At 66.7% G+C, this 24,643-nt stretch carries 16 protein-coding genes and 2 rRNA genes (1 of these 18 running past the window's edge); 10 read left to right on the top strand and 8 right to left on the bottom strand.

The window, feature by feature from the left end; all coding sequences use genetic code 11:
• Window positions 1–1,783 (top strand): 23S ribosomal RNA (locus ACZK29_RS21640); it begins 1,095 nt to the left of the window's first position.
• A gap of 125 nt (window positions 1,784–1,908) precedes the next feature.
• A 5S ribosomal RNA gene (gene rrf, locus ACZK29_RS21635) occupies window positions 1,909–2,023 on the top strand.
• A gap of 427 nt (window positions 2,024–2,450) precedes the next feature.
• On the opposite strand, the gene ACZK29_RS21630 is transcribed toward rrf, so the two are convergent.
• The 3 genes from ACZK29_RS21630 to hemH form a co-directional block, all read right to left on the bottom strand.
• Window positions 2,451–4,556 (bottom strand): methyl-accepting chemotaxis protein, encoded by a 2,106-nt coding sequence (locus ACZK29_RS21630; protein WP_478453100.1) that lies wholly within the window; start codon window positions 4,554–4,556, stop codon window positions 2,451–2,453.
• A 290-nt stretch (window positions 4,557–4,846) separates the two neighbouring features.
• A complete protein-coding gene (locus tag ACZK29_RS21625) occupies window positions 4,847–5,701 on the bottom strand; it encodes an alpha/beta fold hydrolase (RefSeq protein WP_197620591.1) in 855 nt (284 codons plus the stop codon).
• Window positions 5,698–6,660 carry a ferrochelatase gene (gene hemH / locus ACZK29_RS21620; RefSeq protein WP_478446491.1) on the bottom strand — a complete coding sequence of 321 codons (963 nt, stop codon included), beginning with the start codon at window positions 6,658–6,660 and terminating at the stop codon, window positions 5,698–5,700. Before hemH ends, ACZK29_RS21625 begins: the two co-directional genes overlap by 4 nt.
• 165 nt (window positions 6,661–6,825) lie before the next feature.
• On the opposite strand from hemH, the gene ACZK29_RS21615 reads away from it, so the two are divergent.
• From ACZK29_RS21615 to tatC, 4 genes are all read left to right on the top strand, one after another.
• Window positions 6,826–7,719 carry a lipid-binding SYLF domain-containing protein gene (locus ACZK29_RS21615; RefSeq protein ID WP_106549795.1) on the top strand — a complete coding sequence of 298 codons (894 nt, stop codon included), beginning with the start codon at window positions 6,826–6,828 and terminating at the stop codon, window positions 7,717–7,719.
• Window positions 7,720–7,794: 75 nt separating this feature from the next.
• Complete coding sequence (tatA, locus tag ACZK29_RS21610; protein ID WP_005420453.1) at window positions 7,795–8,022, top strand: Sec-independent protein translocase subunit TatA; 228 nt, start codon at window positions 7,795–7,797, stop codon at window positions 8,020–8,022.
• A gap of 15 nt (window positions 8,023–8,037) precedes the next feature.
• Window positions 8,038–8,499, top strand: a complete 462-nt coding sequence (tatB, locus tag ACZK29_RS21605; RefSeq protein WP_106549796.1) for a Sec-independent protein translocase protein TatB — start codon at window positions 8,038–8,040, stop codon at window positions 8,497–8,499.
• Window positions 8,496–9,245: a twin-arginine translocase subunit TatC gene (gene tatC / locus ACZK29_RS21600; protein ID WP_010482410.1), complete on the top strand. Its 750-nt coding sequence runs from the start codon at window positions 8,496–8,498 to the stop codon at window positions 9,243–9,245. The genes tatB and tatC overlap by 4 nt, the downstream gene beginning before the upstream one ends.
• Window positions 9,246–9,330: 85 nt before the next feature.
• Here tatC and ACZK29_RS21595 read toward each other — a convergent pair whose 3' ends face one another.
• The 3 genes from ACZK29_RS21595 to ACZK29_RS21585 are packed head-to-tail and all read right to left on the bottom strand — an operon-like array spanning window position 9,331 to window position 12,846.
• Complete coding sequence (locus ACZK29_RS21595; protein ID WP_111204336.1) at window positions 9,331–10,242, bottom strand: BPSS1780 family membrane protein; 912 nt, start codon at window positions 10,240–10,242, stop codon at window positions 9,331–9,333.
• Window positions 10,243–10,292: 50 nt separating this feature from the next.
• Entirely contained in the window at window positions 10,293–11,039 is a 747-nt protein-coding gene (locus ACZK29_RS21590; RefSeq protein ID WP_062605304.1) for a glutamine amidotransferase, read from the bottom strand.
• Complete coding sequence (locus tag ACZK29_RS21585) at window positions 11,011–12,846, bottom strand: GspE/PulE family protein (RefSeq protein WP_459047200.1); 1,836 nt, start codon at window positions 12,844–12,846, stop codon at window positions 11,011–11,013. Before ACZK29_RS21585 ends, ACZK29_RS21590 begins: the two co-directional genes overlap by 29 nt.
• Before the next feature lie 83 nt (window positions 12,847–12,929).
• Between ACZK29_RS21585 and glyQ the strand changes: the two genes are divergently transcribed.
• From glyQ to ACZK29_RS21565, 4 genes are all read left to right on the top strand, one after another.
• On the top strand, window positions 12,930–13,841 hold the full coding sequence (glyQ, locus tag ACZK29_RS21580; protein WP_049430272.1) for a glycine--tRNA ligase subunit alpha: 912 nt from the start codon (window positions 12,930–12,932) through the stop codon (window positions 13,839–13,841).
• 77 nt (window positions 13,842–13,918) lie between these two features.
• A complete protein-coding gene (gene glyS, locus ACZK29_RS21575; RefSeq protein ID WP_111204334.1) occupies window positions 13,919–15,994 on the top strand; it encodes a glycine--tRNA ligase subunit beta in 2,076 nt (691 codons plus the stop codon).
• A gap of 256 nt (window positions 15,995–16,250) precedes the next feature.
• On the top strand, window positions 16,251–18,047 hold the full coding sequence (locus ACZK29_RS21570; RefSeq protein ID WP_111204333.1) for an autotransporter assembly complex protein TamA: 1,797 nt from the start codon (window positions 16,251–16,253) through the stop codon (window positions 18,045–18,047).
• Window positions 18,044–21,901: a translocation/assembly module TamB domain-containing protein gene (locus tag ACZK29_RS21565; RefSeq protein WP_478446490.1), complete on the top strand. Its 3,858-nt coding sequence runs from the start codon at window positions 18,044–18,046 to the stop codon at window positions 21,899–21,901. Before ACZK29_RS21570 ends, ACZK29_RS21565 begins: the two co-directional genes overlap by 4 nt.
• Before the next feature lie 11 nt (window positions 21,902–21,912).
• Here the strand turns inward: ACZK29_RS21565 and ACZK29_RS21560 are convergent, their stop codons facing one another.
• The gene (locus ACZK29_RS21560) at window positions 21,913–23,160 is read right to left on the bottom strand and encodes a heat-shock protein (RefSeq protein ID WP_478446489.1); all 1,248 of its coding nucleotides are present in this window, start codon (window positions 23,158–23,160) and stop codon (window positions 21,913–21,915) included.
• Window positions 23,157–24,617 (bottom strand): heat-shock protein, encoded by a 1,461-nt coding sequence (locus tag ACZK29_RS21555; RefSeq protein WP_478446488.1) that lies wholly within the window; start codon window positions 24,615–24,617, stop codon window positions 23,157–23,159. Before ACZK29_RS21555 ends, ACZK29_RS21560 begins: the two co-directional genes overlap by 4 nt.
• Window positions 24,618–24,643: the final 26 nt, after the last annotated feature.

Here is a 24,643-nt window from a genome sequence, read left to right as displayed (position 1 = left end):
TCGGTCTGCGGGGAAGATTTAACGGGGCTAAGCACAGAACCGAAGCTTGGGGTGCATACTTTGTATGCGCGGTAGAGGAGCGTTCCGTAAGCCGTTGAAGGTGGATTGAGAAGTCTGCTGGAGGTATCGGAAGTGCGAATGCTGACATGAGTAACGATAATGCGGGTGAAAAACCCGCACGCCGAAAGCCCAAGGTTTCCTTGCGCAACGTTAATCGGCGCAGGGTGAGTCGGCCCCTAAGGCGAGGACGAAAGTCGTAGTCGATGGGAAGCAGGTTAATATTCCTGCACCTCGCGTAAGTGCGATGGAGGGACGGAGAAGGTTAGGTGTACCAGGCGTTGGTTGTCCTGGGGAAAGGCGGTAGGTTTGAATCTTTGGCAAATCCGGGATCCTTTAAGACCGAGCACCGAGACGAGCCTTTATGGCGAAGTCACTGATACCACGCTTCCAGGAAAAGCTCCTAAGCTTCAGCTTACGCAGACCGTACCGTAAACCGACACAGGTGGGTAGGATGAGAATTCTCAGGCGCTTGAGAGAACTCGGGTGAAGGAACTAGGCAACATGGCACCGTAACTTCGGGAGAAGGTGCACCCTTTTTGGTGGCTCGTGCGAGCTATAGCTGAAGAGGGTCGCAGTAACCAGGCCGCTGCGACTGTTTATCAAAAACACAGCACTCTGCAAACACGAAAGTGGACGTATAGGGTGTGACGCCTGCCCGGTGCTGGAAGGTTAATTGATGGGGTCAGCCGCAAGGCGAAGCTCTTGATCGAAGCCCCAGTAAACGGCGGCCGTAACTATAACGGTCCTAAGGTAGCGAAATTCCTTGTCGGGTAAGTTCCGACCTGCACGAATGGCGTAACGACAGCGGCGCTGTCTCCACCCGAGACTCAGTGAAATTGAAATCGCTGTGAAGATGCAGCGTTCCCGTGGCAAGACGGAAAGACCCCGTGAACCTTTACTATAGCTTTACACTGAACGTTGAGTTCGTCTGTGTAGGATAGGTGGGAGGCTATGAAACTGTGGCGCTAGCTGCAGTGGAGCCATCCTTGAAATACCACCCTGTCGTGCTTGACGTTCTAACCTGGGCCCATTATCTGGGTCGGGGACCGTGTATGGTGGGTAGTTTGACTGGGGCGGTCTCCTCCTAAAGAGTAACGGAGGAGCTCGAAGGTACGCTCAGCGCGGTCGGACATCGCGCACTGTGTGCAAAGGCATAAGCGTGCTTGACTGCAAGATCGACGGATCAAGCAGGTAGGAAACTAGGACTTAGTGATCCGGTGGTTCTGTATGGAAGGGCCATCGCTCAACGGATAAAAGGTACTCCGGGGATAACAGGCTGATACCGCCCAAGAGTTCATATCGACGGCGGTGTTTGGCACCTCGATGTCGGCTCATCACATCCTGGGGCTGTAGTCGGTCCCAAGGGTATGGCTGTTCGCCATTTAAAGTGGTACGCGAGCTGGGTTCAGAACGTCGTGAGACAGTTCGGTCCCTATCTGCCATGGGCGTTGGAGATTTGAGAGGGGCTGCTCCTAGTACGAGAGGACCGGAGTGGACGAACCTCTGGTGTTCCGGTTGTCACGCCAGTGGCATTGCCGGGTAGCTATGTTCGGAAGCGATAACCGCTGAAAGCATCTAAGCGGGAAGCGCGCCTCAAGATGAGATCTCCCGGGGCACAAGCCCCCTGAAGGAACCATGTAGACTACGTGGTTGATAGGTCAGGTGTGTAAGTACAGCAATGTATTGAGCTAACTGATACTAATGATCCGTGCGGCTTGACCATATAACCTCAAGTTGCCTTGGCTTTACGACAGCGTCGTAAGAGCATCTAAGTGCACGCTACGTCACAAGAACTATGCGAGGCTGGCGCCTTGTCCCCCGGGACGAGTGCGACTCTCCAAAAGCCTCCCTGGTGAAATTAGCGCTGTGGAACCACCCGATCCCATCCCGAACTCGGAAGTGAAACGCAGCTGCGCCGATGGTAGTGTGGCTCAAGCCATGCGAGAGTAGGTCATCGCCAGGGTTTACACCCAAAACCCCGCTGCTCACGCAGCGGGGTTTTTCTTTGTGCGCAGGAAACGCCGGTAGTGCCGGCCGCGGGCCGGCAACCCCGGTAGATCCACGCCATGCGTGGATGCTCCCCGCAAGGAACCAGGGAGCCAACCAAGGTTGCCGACTACCGATGGCAGGGTGATCAACGGTGGATCCACGCCATGCGAGGATGCTCTCCGCGCGGAGCCAGGGCGCCAACCACGGTTGGCCGCTGCCCACAGCAGGCCTACGCCGCAATCGTTTGCCGGGTGATTCACGCCATGCGTGGATGCCTCTGTGCGGAACCACGGCGCCAATCACGATGGGCTGCTATCGACGTGACCCATCACGCAGAACACGCAAAAAAAGACGGCGCCCTGCGGGCGCCGTCTTCACGTGGATTGTATTGAAGGCCGAGATCAGGCGACCAGAGCCACACCATGTGATTCCTGCTGGCGGAACACCGACACTGCATCGTCCAGCGTTCCCGCCTGCGACTGCAGCTCGCGTGCTGCGGCAGTTGCTTCCTCCACCAGCGCAGCATTCTGCTGCGTGGCCTGGTCCATCTGCACCACGGTCTGGTTGATCTGCTCGATGCCGATCGACTGTTCCTGCGACGCGGCGGATATCTCGCGCATGAGGTGGCTGACATTCTCAACCCCCCCCACGATCCCCTGCATGCGTTGGCCGGCATCCGCCACCAGTTGGGCACCTTCGCCCACCTGGCGGCCGGCTTCGTCGATCAGCTTCTTGATCTCCTGGGCCGCCGCCGCTGAACGCTGTGCCAGCCCCCGCACTTCACTGGCCACCACGGCGAAGCCGCGGCCCTGCTCGCCGGCGCGCGCCGCTTCCACTGCTGCGTTAAGCGCAAGGATGTTGGTCTGGAAGGCGATACCGTCGATGACGCCCGTGATGTCGCCGATCCGCTTCGACGCGCCTTCGATGGCCTGCATGGTGTCGACGACCCGCTGCATGGCCGTGTTGCCATCACTGGCGGCATTCTGCGTGGAGGCCGCCAGTTCGCTGGCCTCACGCGCATGGGCGGCGTTCTGGCGCACGGTGGCGGTCAGCTCCTCCATTGACGCCGCGGTTTCCTGGAGGTGCGCGGCCTGGCGCTCGCTGCGTTCGGACAGGGCGCCATTGCCAGCAGCAATTTCGTTGGCCGCCGTGCTGATCGAAGATGCGCACTGCTGGATGCGGCCCACCATGCGCGCCAACTGGCCCGCCGTGGCGTTCGCATCGCGCTGGATGGCCGCGAAGGCGCCGTGATACTCGCCGCGCATGCGCCGGTCCAGGTCGCCGTTGGCCAGCGCCGAGAGCATCTGCCGCACTTCATCGACAGTGCTGCCCAGCGTATCGAGCAGCTGGTTGATGCCTCCCGTGAGGCCGTCGAGGAAGCTGGCGCCTTCGGTCGCCTGCAGGCGCTGCTCGAGATCACCGGCGGCGGCGGCAGCGACGATGCCGGCCACGGCGTTCTCCAGCGTGAGTTCGTGGGTCCGGTCATGCCACTCCACGGCAAAGCCCAGGCGCGCGCCCTGGTCGTCGAACACCGGTGTGACCACCTGCGCGAAGTGCACCGGGCCGATCTGCACCTTGCCGTTATGCGTGACCTGCAGGCCATTGAGGATGGCGCGGATGCGGTCCGGGTTGGCGTGGAAACGATGGATGCTGCTGCCCACCAGGCGTTCGGCGTCGAAATCGGGGAAGGCCTGTCGCAACGTTGCCTGCTGGTTGCGCAGCAGTGCTACCACCGAGCGGTTCACATAGCGGATCACGTGGTCGTTGTCAGCGATCATCATCGCGGTGCGCGAGGCATCCAGCGCCTGACGGATCTGCGCGTTCTCGGCGTGCGCCGCCGCCTCGCGCCCACGCTGGGCCTGCACGTGGCGTGCAGTGTCGGCCAGGGCGTGGGCCAGTGAACCCGGCGCATAGGCGCTGGTGTCGGCATGCGCACCAAGATCGGCGCCGGTGGCGATATCGCGTGCCAGCGCGGCAAGGCGACGCGGGCCATGGCCAAGTGTCTCGGTCTGCTGGCGAAGCCGCAGTGCGACCTGGCCGAGGAACAGGGTCAGGCCTGCGAACATGCCCGCCTGCAGCAGCGTCGGCCACACTGTGGCACCGCTCAGCAACGGGGCCAGCAGTGCGAGCGTGCCGACCCCACCGGCCAGCCACACCGGCAGCCGATCGCGGTGTCCCAGCAGCACGCCCAGCAACAGGGCAACCGGCAGTGCCGGTGACAGGCCGACGATCGCGCACACCAGGGCCAGTTGCAGCGACAACAGCGAGGCCAGGCCATTGCGGGCGATGCCACGGCCAGCCTGGGATCCGCCCAGCCACGCGGCAGGCAGCACTGCAGCGGCAGCCAGCACGGCGGCCTGCACCTGTGGCCCACGCAGGGCCAGCACCAGGCCAGCCAGGCCCAGTGCTGCGCTGCCGATCAGCAGGCGGCGATCAGCGCGGCGGGCGAGCTGCTGCAGGTGCGGCAGGCGAGCGGTATCGGGGGGACGGGAGAATGCAACGGACATCGGCGACTCCTGGATCAGCAGACGACAGCGGCCACGCGGTGACGCACGCAGGAATGCGTGGCCAGGGCATGGACCGGGAATTCGGGGAATGCGACGCAATCAACGTCGCGCAGACGGGGCGCCGTGACCACATCCTGTGGGTGACGGTGCAATGGAGCGGGCATGCGGACTTCCTTGCAGAACCAGACACACGCCGCAGGCCCGACCGGACCTGCGTGCTGCAGGCGCAGCGGCCCGCAACTGATGTATCGGCCGCAACTGCGCAGAGTGAAGTGCGCGGACGCCGCGACTCAGCCGGCGTTGTCGTTGCTGAAGAAGCGCAGGATCACCTCGGCGATCTGCGCCGGATCTTCCATGTGCAGGTGATGGTTGCCGGGAAACACCGCCAACCGCCCATCGCGCAGGTGCTGCAGGCGATCGCTGCGCATCGGCTCGGGATAGTAGGACTGCGCCGGCGTGGCATAGATCACCTGCGTCGGGCAGGCGATGGCCTGCAGCAGGTTGTCGATCTGGCCTTCGCTGAGACGGATCGCAGTGGGCAGCATCAGGCGCGGATCGCTGCACCAGCGGTAGCCACCCTCGACCGGTTCCACGCCGCGCTCGACCAGCAGCCGTGCACAGCGCTCGCTCAGCTGGTTGGTCATCATCCGCGCGCGGATCGGCGCGGCCAGGTCGGGGAACACGCGCAGTTGCTTGCGCGCCAGCCCACGCGTGGCATTCACGTGCTCGCGCAGGCGGTTGGCGGTGTCTTCTTCCGGACCGCGCAGGCCGCCGAGCGCTTCGATCGCCACCAACCGCTCCACGCGATCACTGACCGAGGCGGTGAGGCTGGCGATGCCGGCGCCCATCGAATGGCCGAGCAGGCTGAAACGGTCCCAGCCCAGCGCGTCGGCGACATCGAGTACATGGCAGATCGCGGCGGCCGTGGTGTAGCTGGCACCGGCCGGCAGATGCGCGCTGTGGCCGTGACCGGGCAGGTCGATGGCCACCAGCTGCAGCGAGGACAGGTGCGGGGCCAGTGGCACGAAGCTGGCGGCGTTGTCGAGCCAGCCATGCAGGGCCAGCACGCGTGGGCCGTCGCCGTGGTTGCGCAGGCCGGCGACGCGGGCGCCACCGACCTCGAGCTCAAGCGGCTGCAGGCTCATGCCAGCGAGGCCACGGCCAGCCGTGCCAGTGCGCGCGCATGTTCTGGCTCGGCATTGAGGCAAGGGATGTAGCGCATTTTCGCGCCGCGCTCGGCCAGCGTTTCGGTGAAGCCCATCGCGACCTCTTCCAGCGTCTCCAGGCAGTCGGTGGCGAAGCCCGGGCACACCACGTCGATCTGCTTCACCCCGGATTCGGCCAATGCCCACAGGCTTGGCTCGGCGTATGGCTGCAGCCAGCGCTCGCGGCCAAACCGAGACTGGTAGCCCATCTGCCACTCGTCCCTGCCCAGGCCCAGCGCGTTGGCGATGGCCTGGGCGCTGGCTTCGCAGCGCTGTGGATACGGATCGCCACCATCGGCCAGGCGCTGCGGAATGCCATGGAAGGAGAACATCAGTTTCTGGCCACGACCGTGCTGCTCCCAGTAGCGCCGGATCGAGCCGGCCACGGCCTCGACCCAGCCCGGATCGACCGAGTAGTCGCGCACCAGGCTGATGGTTACGCCCGGGTTGCGGCGCTGCCACGCATCGACCCGGTCTTCGACCGAGGCGGTGGTGGTGGTGGAATACTGCGGATACAGCGGCAGTACCACGATGCGGCGCGCGCCGTCGGCGGCCAGCCGGTCCAGCTCGCTGGCCAGCGCCGGTTCGCCGTAACGCATCGCGTGGCGCACCGTCAGGGTTGGCAGCAGGGCCTGCATGGCCTGCGCCAGCTGGCGCGTATGCACCATCAGCGGTGAGCCGTCGGGCAGCCAGACCTGGGCGTACTTGGCCGCTGAACGGCCGCTGCGCAGCGGCAGGATCAACCCGCGCAGCAGCGGCTGCCACAGCAGCGCCGGGATCGAGACCACGCGGGGGTCGGACAGGAATTCAGCCAGATAACGACGTACGGCGGGAGCCGTCGGCGTCTCGGGCGTGCCTAGGTTGACCGCCAGCACGGCGGTATCGGGTGCGTCGAGCATGGGCGCTATTGTCGCCGATCCGGTGCTGCGCCGGGATGCAGGGTTCGGATTGCAGGCATAGCGCGCATCAATGTGAGCAGGGAACGCTCATTGGGGATTCATGACAACACTACTAATTTCAGTCACTTGCTATATCTTCCTATGGACTGACTTCTGGAGCCTGCCATGCGTCGCCCGATCCAAGCCCTGCTGATCGCCGCCAGTCTGCTGTCCAGCCAGGCCATGGCCGGGCCGCAGGAAGACCAGCGTGCGCGCAACGCTGTGCGTGTGCTGGCTGAAATCCAGGGGATCCCTGAACAGGGCATCCCTGACAAGTTGCTCGACGAAGGCCGCGCGGTCATCGTCATTCCCGACACGATCAAGGCCGGTCTGGTCATCGGCGGTCGCCGCGGCCACGGCCTGATGTCGGTGCGCATGGCCAATGGCGCCTGGTCCAATCCGGTGTTCGTCAAGCTCACCGGCGGCAGCATCGGCTTCCAGGCCGGTGTGCAGTCCTCGGACGTGGTGCTGGTGTTCCGCAACGATCGCAGCCTGGACAACCTGGTCAACGGCAAGTTCACCCTGGGCGCCGACGCTGGCGTCGCCGCCGGTCCGGTGGGCCGCAACGCCGCCGCGGCCACCGACGGCCAGCTGAAGGCCGAGATCTGGTCCTGGTCGCGCGCGCGCGGCCTGTTTGCCGGTGTCGCGCTGGACGGCGCGGTGCTGCAGATCGACGATGCCGCCAACCTCGACGCCTACGGCAGCAACACCACCCCGCGGATGATCTTCGAAGGCCGCGCCGCCGGTTCGCCGTCGATGGACGTGGTCGCCTTCCGCGATCGCTTGGAAGAGGCCACCTACGCCGCGCGCAACAACCGCAGCGGCAACGGCGGCAGCGCGCCACGCCCGGCAGCGGCCCCGGCAGTTGCTCCGGCGCCTGTTCAGGCAGCACCGGCCGCGCCGGCCGAGGCCACCACCGCACCGCTGCAGAACGTGCCGCAGAACCCGCCGCCGCAGCAGCAGGGCTTCCAGCCGGTGAACGACGGCGAGATCCGTACGGAAACGCTGGGCGGAAACTGACTTTCGTCACGCGCGCCGGCTGACAGCCGGTGCGCTATGCTCGACAGCCTGATCACTAACGTAACGAGCGTCTTTATGGGCAGTTTCAGCATCTGGCATTGGTTGGTCGTGCTGGCCATCGTCCTGCTGGTGTTCGGCACCAAGCGCCTGACCAGCGGCGCCAAGGACCTCGGTTCGGCGGTCAAGGAATTCAAGAAGGGCATGCGCGACGAAGACAAGCCGAACGCGCAGCTGGGCGATGAGTCGCGCAGCCAGGACGCCTCGCGCACCGCGCAGGACGAGCACGACCGCAACGCACGTTGATCCGGAGCGGTTGCGGTGTTCGATATCGGCTTCAGCGAACTGCTGGTGATTGCAGTGGTCGCCCTGGTGGTGCTCGGTCCCGAGCGCCTGCCCAAGGCGGCCCGCTTCGCCGGCCTGTGGGTGCGTCGTGCCCGCAATCAATGGGATTCGGTGAAACAGGAACTGGAACGCGAGCTGCAGGCCGAGGAGATCAAGCGGCAGATGCAGGACGTGCGTCAGGGCATGCAGGACACCGAGAACCAGCTGCGCGCCAGCGGCGAAGCGATCCGTCGCGAAGCCCAGCAGGCGCAGCAGCAGGGCGATGATCTGGTGCAGCAGGTCCGTGCACCGGCACCAGCGGACCTGCCGCCGCACATGAGCGCCGCGCCCGATGCCGTTGAACCGACGCAGGACGGTGGTGCCGCCGAGCCGGTTTCGGCCGCGCCCGCAGAAGCGGGTACGCCGCCGCCGGCGCAGAGCACGGAGCGCCAGCCATGAGTGAACAGGATTTCGGCGAGAGCTCGCTTGTCGAACACCTGGTGGAACTGCGCGGCCGCCTGGTGCGCGCATTGCTGGGCCTGGGCGTGGTGCTGCTGGCGCTGCTGCCGTTCACCCAGAAGCTGTACAACGCATTGGCCGAACCGCTGGTCTCGCAGCTGCCGAACGGGCAGACGATGATCGCCACCAACCCGGCCGGTGCCTTCTTCGCACCGTTGAAGCTGACCTTCTTCGTGGCCCTGTTCGTGGCAGTGCCGTGGCTGCTGTACCAGCTGTGGGCGTTCGTTGCCCCGGGCCTGTATGCGCGTGAGAAGCGCCTGGCGGTGCCGCTGCTGGTGTCATCGGTGCTGCTGTTCTACACCGGTTGCGCCTTCGCCTACTTCCTGGTGCTTCCGGCGGTGTTCCACTTCCTCACCACCTTCAGCCCGGACGTGATCGCCATTACGCCGGATGCGAATGCCTATCTGGACTTCGTGCTGGCGATCTTCTTCGCCTTCGGTGGCAGTTTCGAACTGCCGGTGGCGATGGTGATCCTGGTGCTGCTGGGGTGGGTGACGCCGCAGCAGTTCAAGGAAGGCCGCGGCTACGCGATCGTCGGCATCTTCGTGGTGGCGGCGGTGCTGACCCCGCCGGACGTGGTGTCGCAGCTGATGCTGGCGATCCCGATGTGCCTGCTGTACGAGCTGGGCATCCACGCCGCACGCTGGCTGGTGCCATCGTCGGTAGTGAAGAAGCCCGCCGCGTGATGCGGTAGCGCCGGGCCATGCCCGGCGTGCGGGGTTCGATGTGATGCCACCGCCGGGCATGGCCCGGCGCTACCGGTGGGACCGGTCAGGCGTGGAACACGTCGCTGGAGGTCGGCGTGGTCGGAATCGGCGGCGCCGCGCGGCTGCCGCGGTGCACGAACATCTGCTTCCACGCGGCGTAGACCGCGCCGACATACAGCGGCATCAGCACCGTGGTCAGTACCAGCTGGGCGATGAAGGCGGCGGCCAGCGGGCCACCGATCAGCATCGCGATCTGGATCACGATCACGAACAGGATGTACATGCAGAACGCGGCGATCAGGCCGAGTGCGGCGAACACGATCATCGCGCCGATGTTCTCGATGCAGCCCTGCAGGCTCAGGCGCAGCGCGTGCATGCCGCTCTGCTTGTCGAACACCACCAGCGCCGGCTGGGTGAACATCGCCAGCGACAGTGCGACCGCACTCAGGAACACCAGCAGCATCCACAGCGCGATGCGCTTGGCCGGTAGGTTGGCAACCAGCGCGGCGGCATCGTCCGGCTTGATCTGCTGGCCACTGCGGCTGATCTCTTCCATCTTGGTCATGACCTCGCTGAAGGCGGTGAAGCCCTCGCGGCCGATCATCAGGAACAGCAGCGCGCCCAGCAGCAGCACCGCCAGCACCTGGATGGCCAGCGGCACCAGCAGATGGCTGACGCGGTGGTCGCGGACCGGCTGCAGCAGGTGCGAAGCCAGGCCCGGACGGCCTTCGTCGATCTCGCCCACGGCATACAGCATGCCGCCGAACATGATCGGCGAGATGGCCAGCGTCATCAGCTGCACCGCCATGCCGGCGGCGCCCGGAATCAGCGTCGACAACAGGGTGACCACCCAGCTCACCAGCAGCCAGGTCAGGCCGATCCGGGCCAGCTGCAGCGGCGCACGCCGGTACAGGGAGAACGTATCCAGCAACCACTGGGCGCCCGCCGAAGCCGGCAGCTTGCGAATCTCTTTCATGGACATCCGGGAAGGACAGGAGGGGGCCGGGCGGCTGCCCGTGCCGCCGATTATCCCTGTTTTGCCGCCGGCTGGGCTGAAGACAGCCGTGCCTGGCGGACGAAGCGCCGCAACAGCTGACGGGCCAGCGGCGCGGCACTGACCGCGCGCTCGATGCTGCGGGCGCAGCCGCCATGGCGGCCGATGCAGTCGGCGCGGGCACGCACGTAGCCACGCATATGGTGGGTGGCGAACTCCGGATGGAACTGCACGCCCCAGGCCTGGCGCCCCCAGCGGAAGGCGTGGCAGCCGTCCAGCGGCGAACGGGCCAGCACCTCGGCCCCGTCGGGCGCGCGCAGCACGGTCTGCAGATGGGTGGCGTGCGCGGCGAAATGCTGCGGCAGGCCCTGGAACAGCGGGTCCTGCGCGGCCTGCGGCTGCAGTTCCAGCTCGATCGTGCCGGACTCGCGGCCGGCCGGGTTGTAGGCCACCTCGCCCCCCAGCGCGTGCGCCAGCAGCTGATGGCCGTAGCAGATGCCGAACACCGGCAGGTCCTCGTGCGCGGTCTGGCGCAGCCACGCGGCACTGCGCTCGCTCCAGTCGGCGTGGTCGGTGACGAACGCCGCCGAGCCGGTCACCAGCACGCCGGCGAAGGCGTGCGGATCAGGCAGGGCGTCACCGTGCTCGACATCAATTACCACCGTCTCGTGCTCGTCCAGTCCGGCGGCGACGCGGATCCAGTGCGGAAAGCGCCCGTAGCGGCGCAATGACGGCACCGGGCGGCCGGTTTCAAGGATCAGGAACGGAGCTGGGTTCATCCGGGGGCGGCAGGACTGACAGGACTTCCTCGATTGTAGTCAGCCCCTGCGCCACCTTTTCAAGCCCGGCCTGGCGCAGGGTTCGCAGCCCTTCAGCCCGTGCAGCACGGGTGAAGCCGGCCAGATCCATGTCGGCGCGGATCTGCCCGCGCAGCCGCGAGCCCAATGGCAGCAACTCATACAGGCCGATACGGCCGAGGAATCCGGTGCGCCGGCACTCCAGGCAGCCGACCGGCCGACAGGGCGTGGCGGCATCTGGATATGCACCATGGCTATCAGCCAGCACCGCCCAATCGGCGGCGCCGAGGCTGTGCGGCTGCTTGCAGTGCGGGCACAGCGTGCGCACCAGGCGCTGGGCGAGGATGCCGTTGAGGGTGCTGGCCAGCAGGTAATGCGGCACGCCCAGGTCGAGCAGGCGGGTGACCGCCGACGGCGCATCGTTGGTATGCAGGGTGGACAGCACCAGGTGGCCGGTCAGCGAGGCCTGTACCGCCATCTGCGCGGTTTCCAGATCGCGGATCTCGCCGATCATGATGATGTCCGGGTCCTGTCGCAGCAGGGTGCGCACGCCGCTGGCGAAGTCCAGGTCGATGTTGGCCTGCACCTGCATCTGGTTGAATTCGGGCGCGATCATCTCGATCGGGTCCTCCACCGTGCACACGTTCACGTCCGGCGTGGCCAGCCGCTTCAGCGTGGAATACAGGGTGGTGGTCTTGCCCGAGCCGGTCGGGCCGGTGACCAGCACGATGCCGTGCGGGCGCTCGACCAGCGCATTCCAGCCGGCGGCTTCCTGCGGACTGAAACCGAGCTGGTCGATGCTCTTGAAGGCCGCATCCGGGTCGAAGATGCGCATCACGCACTTCTCGCCGAAGGCGGTGGGCATGGTCGACAGGCGCATTTCGACCTCGCGGCCACCCGGCGAGCGGGTCTTGATGCGGCCATCCTGCGGGCGCCGGCGCTCGGCCAGGTCCATGCGGCCCAGCACCTTGATACGGCTGACCACCGCGGTCATCACCGCCGGCGGCACTTCGAACACCTTGTGCAGCACGCCGTCGATGCGGAAGCGCATGCGCCCCATCTCGCGGCGTGGCTCCAGGTGGATGTCCGAAGCGCGCTGTTCGTAGGCGTACTGCAGCAGCCAGTCGACGATGTGCACGATGTGCTGGTCGTCGGCGTTGACGTCGCCGGTACGGCCCAGCTCGACCAGCTGCTCGAAGCTGGGCAGGGTGGTGCTGGCCTCGCCGCGCACATCGCCACGGGCGCCGCGCACCGAGCGCGTCACCCCGTAGAACTCCATGGTGTAGCGGTGCAGGTCCAGCGGATTGACCACCGCCAGCTCGATGCGGCGGCGGGTCAGGTGCTGCAGGTCACGACGCCATTCCTGCACCAGCGGCTCGCTGGTGGCCACCAGCACGCGCTCGGCATCCACTGCCAATGGCAGGAAGCGGTGGCGGCGGGCGTAGGCATGCGACACCAGCGCGGTGACCGCGGCGACGTCCACACGGGTCGGGTCGATGCGCAGGTAGCGGCTGCCGGTGCGCTGCGCCAGCCACTCGGTCAGGCGTTCCAGGGTCAGTTCGCCGCCGCCGGTGGCGGCCAGCTTGAGGTTGGACAGCAGTACCAGCGGATGCACTTCACTGGCGTTGCGCGCGCCCTTTGCGGAAAACCGCATGCGCTCGCGGTCCTGCTCGGCCACCAGTCCATCGGCGGCCAGGGCCGCGGCAATCTGCTCGAAATGCAGCCGTCCCCAGGGCAGCGGGACGCCGCCCGCCTCGCCGGGCGTGCCTGCCGGCAGCCGATGTTCCATCTGCCTGCTCCTCCCGGGTACGGAATGCCCCGCAGGTCGGCCGTTATACTAGCGCACCCCCTTGCCGGCCAAGACTCGTACGCATGTCCGCGACCCCGACCGTTCCGATCACCTTCCAGGGCCTGATCCAGACCCTGAACCAGTTCTGGGCCCAGCAGGGCTGCGTGCTCATCCAGCCGCTCGACCTGGAGGTGGGCGCCGGCACCTTCCACCCGGCCACCTTCCTGCGTGCGATCGGTCCGGAAGGCTGGAACGCGGCCTACGTGCAGCCCTCGCGCCGCCCGACCGACGGCCGCTACGGCGAGAACCCGAACCGCCTGCAGCGCTACTACCAGTACCAGGTGGCGATGAAGCCGGCGCCGGACAACATCCAGCAGCTGTACCTGGATTCGCTGAAGGCGCTGGGCATCGACCCGCTGGTGCACGACCTGCGCTTCGTCGAGGACAACTGGGAATCGCCGACGCTGGGTGCCTGGGGCCTGGGCTGGGAAGTCTGGCTCAACGGCATGGAGGTGACGCAGTTCACCTATTTCCAGCAGGCCGGTGGCCTGGAGTGCCGCCCGGTGCTGGGCGAGATCACCTACGGTCTCGAGCGCCTGTGCATGTACCTGCAGAACTGCGACAACGTCTACGACCTGGTCTGGACCTACGGCCCGGACGGCCAGCCGGTGACCTACGGCGACGTCTACCACCAGAACGAGGTGGAGCAGAGCACCTACAACTTCGAATACGCCGACGTGGAAGAACTGTTCCACCGCTTCGACGCCTGCGAGCGCGAAGCGCAGAAGCTGGTGGAAGTGAACCTGCCGCTGCCGGCCTACGAGCAGGTGATGAAGGCCAGCCACACCTTCAACCTGCTCGATGCACGCCGTGCGATCAGCGTGACCGAGCGCCAGCGCTACATCCTGCGCGTGCGCGCGCTGGCCCAGGCGGTGGCCAAGGCGTACTACGAGCAGCGCGAGAAGCTGGGCTTCCCGGGCGCGAAGAAGGCCTGACGGCCGCTCCCTCCCTCTCTCAACTTCCGGGGCGCCGGACGCGTCGCGCGCTGCGCCCCCACCACAGGATCGAACCGATGAGCCAACTGTCCCCCCTGCTGATTGAACTGGGCACCGAGGAGTTGCCGGTCAAGGCGTTGCCGGGCCTGGCCCAGGCGTTCTTCGACGGTGTCGTCGAAGGCCTGCGCAAGCGCGGCGTCGCGCTGGAACTGGGCGATGCATGCCCGCTGTCGACCCCGCGCCGACTGGCCGTGCTGCTGCCAGGCGTCGGCCTGGAACAGCCGGAGCAGCACAGCGAAGTGCTGGGCCCATACCTGAACATCGCGCTGGACGCCGAAGGCCAGCCGACCAAGGCCCTGCAGGGCTTCGCCGCCAAGGCCGGGATCGACTGGACCGCGCTGGAGAAGACCACCGACAACAAGGGTGAGCGCTTCGTGCACCGCGCGGTGACCCCGGGCGCGAGCACCGCCAGCCTGCTGCCGGAGATCCTGCGCGAGGCGATCGCGGCGATGCCGATTCCCAAGCCGATGCGCTGGGGCGACCACGCCTGGGGCTTCGCCCGCCCGGCGCACTGGCTGGTGCTGCTGCACGGCGCCAACGTGGTCGAAGCCGAACTGTTCGGCCTGCAGGCTGGCCGTGCAAGCCGTGGCCATCGCTTCCACCACGACCAGACCGTGTCGCTGGCGCAGCCGCAGGACTACGTTGAAGCGCTGCGCGCTGCGTTCGTGCTGGTCGACCCGAGCGAGCGCCGCGCGCGCATCGTCGCCGAGGTCGAGGCTGCCGCGGCCAAGGCCGGTGGCAGCGCCCGCATCACCGACGACAACCTGGAGCAGGTGGTGAACCTGGTCGAGTGGCCGTCGGCGGTGCTGTGCAGCTTCGAGCGCGCGTTCCTGGCGGTGCCGCAGGAGGCGCTGATCGAGACGATGGAGATCAACCAGAAGTTCTTCCCGGTGCTGGATGCCGCAGGCACGCTGACCGAGAAGTTCATCGGCATCGCCAACATCGAATCCAGGGACGTGGCCGAAGTGGCCAAGGGCTACGAGCGCGTGATCCGCCCGCGTTTCGCCGATGCCAAGTTCTTCTTCGACGAGGACCTGAAGCAGGGCCTGGCGTCGATGGGCGACGGCCTGAAGACGGTGACCTACCAGGCCAAGTTGGGCAGCGTGGCCGACAAGGTGGCGCGCGTGGCTGCACTGGCCGAAGCGATCGCGCCGCAGGTCGGCGCCGATCCGGCGCAGGCCAGGCGGGCTGCCGAGCTGGCCAAGAACGACCTGCAGTCGCGCATGGTCAACGAATTCCCGGAACTGCAGGGCATCGCCGGCCGTCACTACGCCGTGGCCGGTGGTGAATCGGCCGAGGTGGCGCTGGCCATCGACGAGGCCTACCAGCCGCGCTTCGGTGGTGATGACATCGCGCTGTCGCCGCTGGGCAAGGTGCTGGCCATTGCTGAACGCGTGGACACCCTGGCCGGTGGCTTCGCCGCGGGCCTGAAGCCGACCGGCAACAAGGATCCGTTCGCCCTGCGCCGCAACGCGCTGGGCCTGGCCCGCACGATCATCGAAAGCGGCTTCGAGCTGGACCTGCGCGCGCTGCTGGCCAGCGCCAATGCCGGCCTGGCGGCGCGCAACGTGCAGGCCGACGTCGGCGAGCTGTACGACTTCATCCTCGACCGCCTGAAGGGTTACTACGGCGACAAGAACGTGCCGGCCACGCACTTCAACGCGGTGGCCGAGCTGAAGCCTGCCTCGCTGTATGACTTCGACCGCCGCCTGGATGCGATCGGCACCTTCGCTGCGCTGCCGGAAGCCGAGGCGCTGGCTGCGGCCAACAAGCGCATCCGCAACATCCTGCGCAAGGCCGAGGGCGACATCCCGGCCCAGATCGACCCGGCGCTGCTGCAGGAAGACGCCGAGCGCGCACTGGCTGAAGCGGTCACCGCCGCCATTGATGACACCGGCGCCAGCCTGCACCAGAAGGATTACGTGGCCGTGCTGGCGCGCCTGGCGCGCCTGCGCCCGCAGGTCGACGCGTTCTTCGATGGCGTGATGGTCAATGCAGAGGATCCCGCGCTGCGTGGCAACCGCCTGGCGCTGCTGACGATGCTGGGCGAACGCCTGGGCAAGGTGGCGGCGATCGAGCACCTGTCGAGCTGACGCCGGTATCGGTAGTGCCGGCCGCTGGCCGGCATTGCCACCGCGCATCGCATCGACCTGTGGATTGCCGGCCAGCGGCCGGCACTACCGGATCACCGTCGGCGGATGTCCATCGGGGTCATTGCCGGCATCGCGCACGATGCCGGCATCCTCGCCTGCGATCACGACGATCGCCACAACGGCGCGTATTTTGACCGCCACTTAACAACCGATCCCCAATGACGTGATGCATTTCGCATCGTCACCTCCGGTCGGTATGCTGTGCCGCATGCAGCCAAAGAAATACGCCCTGCCGCTGATGGTCCTGTCGCTGGCCGCCACCTCCGTGGCCCACGCGCGCGGCACCATCGACAAGGTGGACATCAAGGGATTGGACAAGGGCGACGACGCCGCGATCATCGAGAACATCCAGGAATCGCTGTCGCTGTACGACACGATCGGCAAGGAGCAGGGCGAGTCGCGCCTGGAATACCTGCTGTCACAGGCCGAGCGGCAGACCCGCCAGGCGCTGGAACCCTTCGGGTACTACAACCCGGTGATCAAGGTCGAGGCGCCGCGCGTGGACGAGCACGTGCGTGTGCTGATCCATGTCGACAAGGGCACGCCGGTGACCGTCCGCCGTGAGCACATCGACATCACCGGCCCGGCGATGTACGACCAGTACCTGCAGGACGACCTGGCCGCGTTCAAGCCGCGCAAGGGCCAGCGGTTCGAGCATACGCAGTACGAAGCCAGCAAGATCACCGTCACCCGCCGCCTGGCCGAACGTGGCTATTTCGACGCCGACTACACCCAGCGCCAGGTGCAGATCACCCGTGCCGATAATGCCGCCGACATCGATCTGACCTGGGACAGCGGGCGGCGCTACAACATGGGCCCGGTGCGCTTCGAGCAGGACTACTTCGTCGACAAGCTGTTCGACCCGCTGGTGTACTGGGAACAGGGCAGCTATTTCCACGAGGGCAAGCTGGACCGGCTGCGCGAGTCGCTGACCAAGCTGGACTACTTCAGCGTGATCGACATCCAGCCGCGGCCGGACGAGGCCGATGCCAACGGCGAGGTGCCGGTGGATGTGAAGCTGACCCGCGCCAAGCGCACCATCTACACCGCCGGCCTGAGCTACGGCAGCGAGAGCGGCCCGGGTGTGCGCGGTGGCATCGAGCGGCGGTTCCTGAACAACCGCGGCCACAAGATGAACACGCAGCTGGACTATGCGCAGAAGCGCAAGAGCCTGGTGACCAGCTACCGCATTCCGGCCTTCAACTGGCTCGATGGCTGGTACACCTTCGCTGCCAGCGCCTACGACGAGCAGACCGACTACATCGACCTGCGCAACTTCAAGCTGATCGCCAGCCGCAGCGGCGAGATCAACGAGCACTGGACCGCGATCGCCTCGATCAACGCACTGCGCGAGCGTTGGCGCTATGCCTCCGGCACTGAATTCACCGATGCGGTCTACAACACCTCGACGCTGGTGTATCCGCAGATGGTCGCCGACTACGTCAACGTCGACGACGAGATGTTCCCGCGCAAGGGCATCAGCGGTACCGCGACCATGCGTGCCGGCATCGAGGGCGCTGGTTCGGACACCAGCTTCATACAGGCCAACGCCGTGCTGCGCTGGTACATCCCGGTGGGTGAAAGCAATCGCCTGATCCTGCGCGGCGAAGGCGGCACCACCTGGACCAGCGATCTGGTGGCGATGCCACCGAGCCTGCGCTACTTCGCCGGCGGTGACCGCAGCATCCGTGGCTATGCCTACCGCGAAGTGGGGCCGCGCACGCCGGCACCGGACAAGTACGCGCTGGGCGCCAAGAACCTGGTGATCGGCTCGGCCGAGTACGAGCACTACTTCAATGGCGGGCCGTGGGGTGCGGCGGTGTTCGTCGATACCGGCAGCGCCTTCGACAACACCATCGACCTGCATACCGGCGTCGGCTTCGGCGTGCGCTGGAAATCGCCGGTGGGCCCGGTGCGCGTGGATATCGCGCATGGCCTGAACAACCCGGATTCGCAGTTCCAGCTGTACCTGAACATCGGAGCGGACCTGTGAGCACGCCCGCACCCACCCCGAACACGCCGCCGCCGCGCGTGCGCTTCTATCGCCGCCGCCGCTTCTGGGCCTGGTCGGGTGTTGGCGTATTGGGCCTGGTGCTGCTGGCCCTGCTGGCGGTTTACTGGCTGCTGCAGACCGTGGCCGGTCGTGATGTGCTGCTGGCCCAGGTGGTGGCGCGGCTGCCGGTGGGCGCCAGCTTCACCTGGGACAAGGTAGACGGCCCGGTGGCCGGCCCGCTGACCCTGTACAACGTCGATTTCCGCTACAACGACATCCACTTCCACGCCGAGCGCGCGCACCTGGAGCCGGACCTGCGCCCGCTGCTGGGCCGCAAGCTGCTGCTGGACAAGCTGGAGCTGACCAACGCGACGCTGAACCTGGCCAAGAGTGAGGAGCCGTTCAAGCTGCCGTCGTGGCCGGATTCGCTGCCGCAGATCGAGATGCCGCTGGCGATCCAGGCCGACGCCATCGCCATCGATGGCTTCCGCATCAGCCAGGCCAACGAGCCGGTGATCGACATCAGCCGCGTGCGTGGCGGCATCGAGATCGCCAACGGCGAGTTCCAGGCGCACAAACTGGTGGTGGACAGCGACATGGGCAATTTCACCGCCCAGGGCCGCTATATCCCGGCCAAGGACTACGACACCGACGTGACCGTCACTGCCGTGCTGCCGGCGCCGCGTGGACGTACCGCCGCCACCGTCGGCCTGGTCGCTCGTGGCGACCTGGCGCACATGGAGGTGGCCGTAGCCGGGCGCGCGCCGAAGCCGCTGCACGCGATGCTGGTGTTCGATGGCCGTACCGACCCGACCTGGAACGCCACGGTGCGCAGCGACGAACTGGACCTGGCGCTGCTGTCGCCGGCACTGGTGAGCACGGCGATCGCACCGCTGGCACTGGATTTCACCGCGGCCGGCAAGGGCGGCAACGCCAACTTGCACGGCAGGATCAAGCAGGGCGATCAGGAACTGGAGCTGGCACCGTCGGTGGTGTCGCTGCAGGACCAGGTGCTGAAGGTTTCACCACTGCTGGTGAAGGGGCTTGGCGGCGAAGCGCGGCTGGAAGGCACGGCCGATTTCAGCCAGGAAGACCAGCAGAAGCTCAACTTCTCGGTGGTCGCACGCGATCTGACCTACGTGCCGGCGCCCGATCCGAACACGGCCGGCAGCGCACCGGTGCCGGTCACCCTGAAGGAAGCGCGCTTCGGACTGGCCGGTACCCTCAAGGCCTGGGCGGCGATCGGCCGTGCCGAGGTCGAGCGTGATGCGCAGAAGGCACAGCTGCGCTTCGATGTGCGCGGCAACGACCAGGCCGCGTCGATCCACCAGCTGCAGGCACAGACCCCGGGTGGCCAGCTGCAGGTGGAAGGCCAGGTGGCGTGGGCACCGCAGCTGGACTGGGATGCCAAGGCCACGCTGAAGGACTTCGACCCCGGCTATTTCGTGCCGGGCTGGAATGGCCGCCTGTCCGGCAACCTGGCCTCGAAGGGCCGCCAGCTGCCGCCGCCGGCCAATGCGCCGCCGGGTACCGCCGGCACGCTCGAAGCCACGGTCGATCTGCCGTCGCTGAAGGGCGTGCTGCGCCAGCGCAACCTCGACGCGCAGGGCAAGTTCGCGTTGCAGGGCGCGCAGGGCCAGGGTGACCTGAAGCTGTCGCTGGGCAGCAGCCGGGTGACCGCGTCGGGCAAGGTCGGCGACCGCCTCGACATCGATGCGCGTTTCGAACCGCTGCAGCTGAGCGATCTGCTGCCGGGCGCCGATGGTGGCCTGCGCGGCCAGGTGCAGGTGAAGGGCCCGCGCGATGCACCGGACATCACCGCCGACCTGGTCGGCAACAACCTCAACTGGGATGGCTACGGCGCCGAAAGCGTGAGCATCAAGGGCCACCTGCCGTGGCGCGGCGACAGCGGCACGCTGGCGGTGCAGGGCCAGCAGGTCAACGCCGGCATGCTGCTGGAACGCTTGAATGTGGAGGCGCAGGGCAGTGTCTCCAACCTGCGCCTGGCGGCGCAGACCCGCAACGAGATGGGCGCGGTCGAGCTGCAGGGCATCGTGCGCCAGCAGGGCACGCAGTGGCGCGGCGAACTGGCTTCGCTGCGCATCGCGCCGGTGAAGGGCGATGCCTGGTCGCTTCGTGCACCGGCGGCGTTCGCGATCAACGGCGGAACCTACACGCTGTCCGAGGCCTGCCTGGCCGCCGCCAGCAGCGGCGCACTGTGCGCACAGGCCAACTGGCCGCGCGAGGGCCTGGTGGTGCGCAGTGATGCGTTGCCGTTGGCACTGGTGCAGCCGTGGTTGCCGCCGCAGTCCGGCCGCCGCATCTACCTGCGCGGCGATGTCAGCCTGGACGCGCAGATCCGCCCGCGCGGCAATGCCTGGGAAGGCCACGTGGAAGTGCGCTCGAAGGAAGGCGGCGTGCGCCTGGGCGAGAACCGCAACACCGTGGGCGATACCACCCGTGGCGAGCTGGTGCGATATGACCAGTTCTCGCTGAAGCTCGACATGACCCCAGCCAGCATCAAGGGCTACCTGGGCATGGGCTTCCAGGGCAACGGCTTCGTCGACGCGAAGATGCAGACCGGCTGGGAAGCCAGCGCGCCGTTGAACGGCGAGCTCTACCTCAACATGTCGCGGCTGTACTGGCTGGAGCTGTTCTCGCCGGACATCGTGCGCCCGACCGGCCTGATCGAAGGCCACGTCAGCCTGCGCGGTACGCGTGGCCAGCCGTCGCTGGGTGGCGACGCGCAGCTGAGCAACTTCAAGGGTGAATTCCCGGCACTGGGCCTGACCTTCGACCAGGGCAAGGGCAGCTTCGTGGCGCAGCCCGATGGCTCGGCCAAGATCACTGCGCAGGCCAACTCCGGCCAGGGCACGCTGTACGTGGATGGTGGCCTGTCCTGGTTCGGCGATGCACAGCCGCTGCAGCTGAAGATCCACGGCGAGAACGTGCTGCTGTCCAACACCAGCGAGCTGCGCATCGTCGCCAATCCCAACCTCGACTTCACCCTGGCCAAGGCGGCGATGGAGCTGCGCGGTACCGTGCACGTGCCCGAGGCCGACATCGACCTTGAGCGCCTGGACCGCGGCACCTCGGTGTCCGAAGACGTGGTGGTGCTCGACCCGGCCGATCCGGAAGAGTCGCGCACCTCGCCGCTGGACATGGACCTGACGGTCAGCCTCGGCGACAAGGTGAAGATGACCGGCTTCGGCCTGAAGGGCGCGCTGACCGGCAAGATGCAGGTCTGGGCCAAGCCTGGCCGCGAAATGACCGCCAACGGCGGGCTGGAAGTCAGTGGCCGCTACAAGGCGTACGGGCAGGACCTGACCATCACCCGTGGCAACCTCACCTGGAACTACAACGCGGTGTCCGACCCGCGCATCAACATCCGTGCCGAGCGCCGGATCGGTGATGTCACTGCCGGCATCGACGTGACCGGGCGTGCGCAGCAGCCGCGTGCGGACGTGTGGTCCGAGCCGGCGATGTCGCAGTCCGAAGCACTGGCCTATCTGGTGCTGGGTCGCAGCCTGACCGGTGCCAGCAGCGACCAGGCCCAGCAGGTCAACGCGGCCTCGGCGGCACTCTCGGCCGGCAGCGGCCTGCTGGCGTCGCAGCTGGGTGCCAAGCTGGGCCTGGACGACGCCGGTGTGAGCCAGTCGCGCGCGCTGGGCGGCTCGGTGATCGGTGTCGGCAAGTACATCTCGCCCAAGCTGTACGTCGGCTACGGAGTATCGCTGGTCGGTGCCGGTTCGGTGATCACGCTGAAGTACCTGCTGCGCCGCGGCTTCGACGTGGAAGTGGAATCGAGCACGGTGGAAAACCGTGGTTCGATCAACTGGCGGCGGGAGAAATAACCCGTCGCCACTCAACCCCCCTCTGTGCCGGGGTCCATCTGGCGGACAACGGCGAAGGAACGGGCTGGCCTGCGCGGACGAGGCCCGTGCGTGAGCATGCCGAGTCCATCAAGCGGCGACGGTCGCTCGACGGGCGCTGGCGCGGACGCCGTCCGCGATGGAGTCCCTCCAACGAAGGGTGTCAGCATGAGGACGCCAGACACGATGACCACCGAGGCATGGATTGCCACGTGTTTCATGCTGGACGTGCTGATCGCGATGGGTCGAGCGGCATCACCCAGCAAGGCCAGCGCCGCCAGGACGGCCAGCACGACGAGAGCGCCCAGCAGGCAGCGGACAATTGCCACCTGCATCTTCATGAGATTGAAGCGCCTGGGTTCGGATATCGCCATCCAGAAGGCGACCTGATCCCCGTCCAATGGCGCCAGCGTGTCACGGACGCCATGCACCCCCAGACGCTGCATCGTGTGCCGCATGGTGGCAGCACGCCCGGGCACGCTGGCCGACAGCAGCGATTGCAGCCAGTGCCATGGTCGGGTCAAGCGTTCCACGCGGGCATGCGCCTCGGTTGCGGACACCCGGTCGTGCGGTCGGTCCAGGGCTGCGGTGAGGGCCGCGTGGTTGCGCGGCTGCAGCTGCCAGTGGCGATGCAGCAGGTTGCGCCGTGCGCGGACACGGTAGGGATCGATATCAGCCCGGATCTCATCCCAGCAGAAGTATCGACCGAGCAGATCGAAGTTGGACTCGCACAGCGGCCGGCCCTCGTGCAGCAGCTGCTGCAATACCACGTCACCGATACGCGGCCTGTCGGCCAATGACCACAGCTCCGGACGATGGGCCAGCCAGTGCTCGAAGCTGGCCGGGTCGGCATCGGTCGCGGTGTTGATCAGCAGACGCGCAAACCGGGGCAGGTTCAATGACGGCTCCACCACATCGTCCGGCAGGTCGGTGTCGAACGTGCTTGGACGATGCAGCACCGGCATGTGGTCCATCGACGAATGGCTGTCGTACAGCGCCGGTGGGCCGGGTGGGCTGTTGTCTGCAGGTGGGGCCGACAGCGCTTCTGCACCGTCTTCCTCCTGCCATTGCGTGCGGTTGCGCACCCACAGCAGGGCCTCCTGGTAAGCCTCGTGCAGCGCCTGGAATGCCACGGGGTCTTCGTCAGGGCGTGCCGCACGCAGTCTCTGCGCGTAGGCGCGCTTGATCGCCCGTTCGTCGGCGCTGGCGTCGAGCCCGAGCGCGTCCAGCGCCCGGTTCACGCAGTGTTTCCAGAGGCTGGCGGGAGCCCGTCAATCGACGCGTGACGGCGCGTGCGATGTATGAACTCGGCTCCCCACTGCAGCAGGATCAGAACGATGCCTGCTTCGGCGATAAGCATGGCAAGCACCATGAACACGGCATGGCGGATTCCGAACCGCACCCGCGAACCGACGCGTCGCCACAGGCGCGCAGTCGCCAAGGGCAGTGCCATGAAGATCAACAGGGTACCTTCGATGCGGTGGCCAAGGCCATGGACAAGAACCAGGCTGCTGATCGCCATCAAGGGCGCTGGCAGCGCCAGCAGCCATCTCCAGCGCGAAGGGGGCAGATCCAGCGTCAGCTGGCGCAGCGCCCAGCGCACAGGCACCCACAGTGCGCCGATCGCAGCCAGGAGCAGGCCAAAAGGCACCCCCAGCTGGGTGAAAATCGCGGCTTCGCCCGTCTTTCCCTGGACCAGCGAGACGCCTGCGATTCCAGCAAAGAACAACAGGCTGCAGACGCCCAGCAGCACGCCACGCAGTGCGTTCACCTGCCAGCGCCACCGGTTGGGCCGGGAGATGTCTGCAAGACTTCGCCAGAACAGGATCTGCTGCGGATCCCATGCCTCGGGCACCTGTTCCCTTCCGCCCGCCTCGATGGCATCCAGCAGTGCGTTGACTTCATTGATGTGCTCGGGCAGCTGCGCCTGCCAGAGGGATCGTCGCCGGTGCCATGGCTGCGACACGTAACGCAGGCAACGGCTGATCGTGATCTTCCCCAGCCGCAGGCTGCCCTCTTGTTCAAGCAGTGCCGACAGCTCCGCCGCATTCCCGGTCTCGGCGGCCCAGCGTAGATGACCGCGCGACTGGATCGATGCCAGCCTGTCCGGATCCACGCCATCGTGTACATCATCCCAGCCAAAGCAGCGTGCCAGCAGACCCATGTTGGCTGCGCTGATGCCGTTGTGACTGCGTGCCAGTTCATCCAGCAGCGCGTCGCCCACCAATGGCTTGTAGCGCAACGACCACAGCACCGGCGTGGCCTCCAGCCAGGGGCCGAAGTCGTCGACCGGCAACAGGTAGGCCTGGCGCAGGATCAACTGCGCGTGGCTTGCTACGTCGACCACCCCGTCCAACTCCACCACCGGCGCCGTGCGCAGCAGCACAGGCGTGCCGCGCGGTGGCAATGGAGGCGAGTAAGAACGCGTTTCGGGCGGCGCCCATGCCACGTCGGCGTCGTGCGGCCAGGGGCCGATATCGGCTGCATGCTCCGCCGGTTCGTCCTCGTCCTCGTCCTCGTCCTCGCCCTCGCCCTCGCCCTCGCCCTCGCCCTCGCCCTCGTCCGCGGCATCGGCCAGCGCTTCCTGGCGGACCCAGTCCAATGCCGCCTGATAGGCCTCATGCAGGTGCTGGAAGGCGACGGGATCCTCGTCGGGGCGAGTCACCCGCAGGCGCTTTGCATAGGCACGCTTGATCACGCGCTCGTCAGCGGTTTCGTCCAGCT

This window comes from Stenotrophomonas sp. 89682_Sma (assembly GCF_056481405.1).
This window is presented reverse-complemented; position numbering and strand designations above follow the sequence as displayed.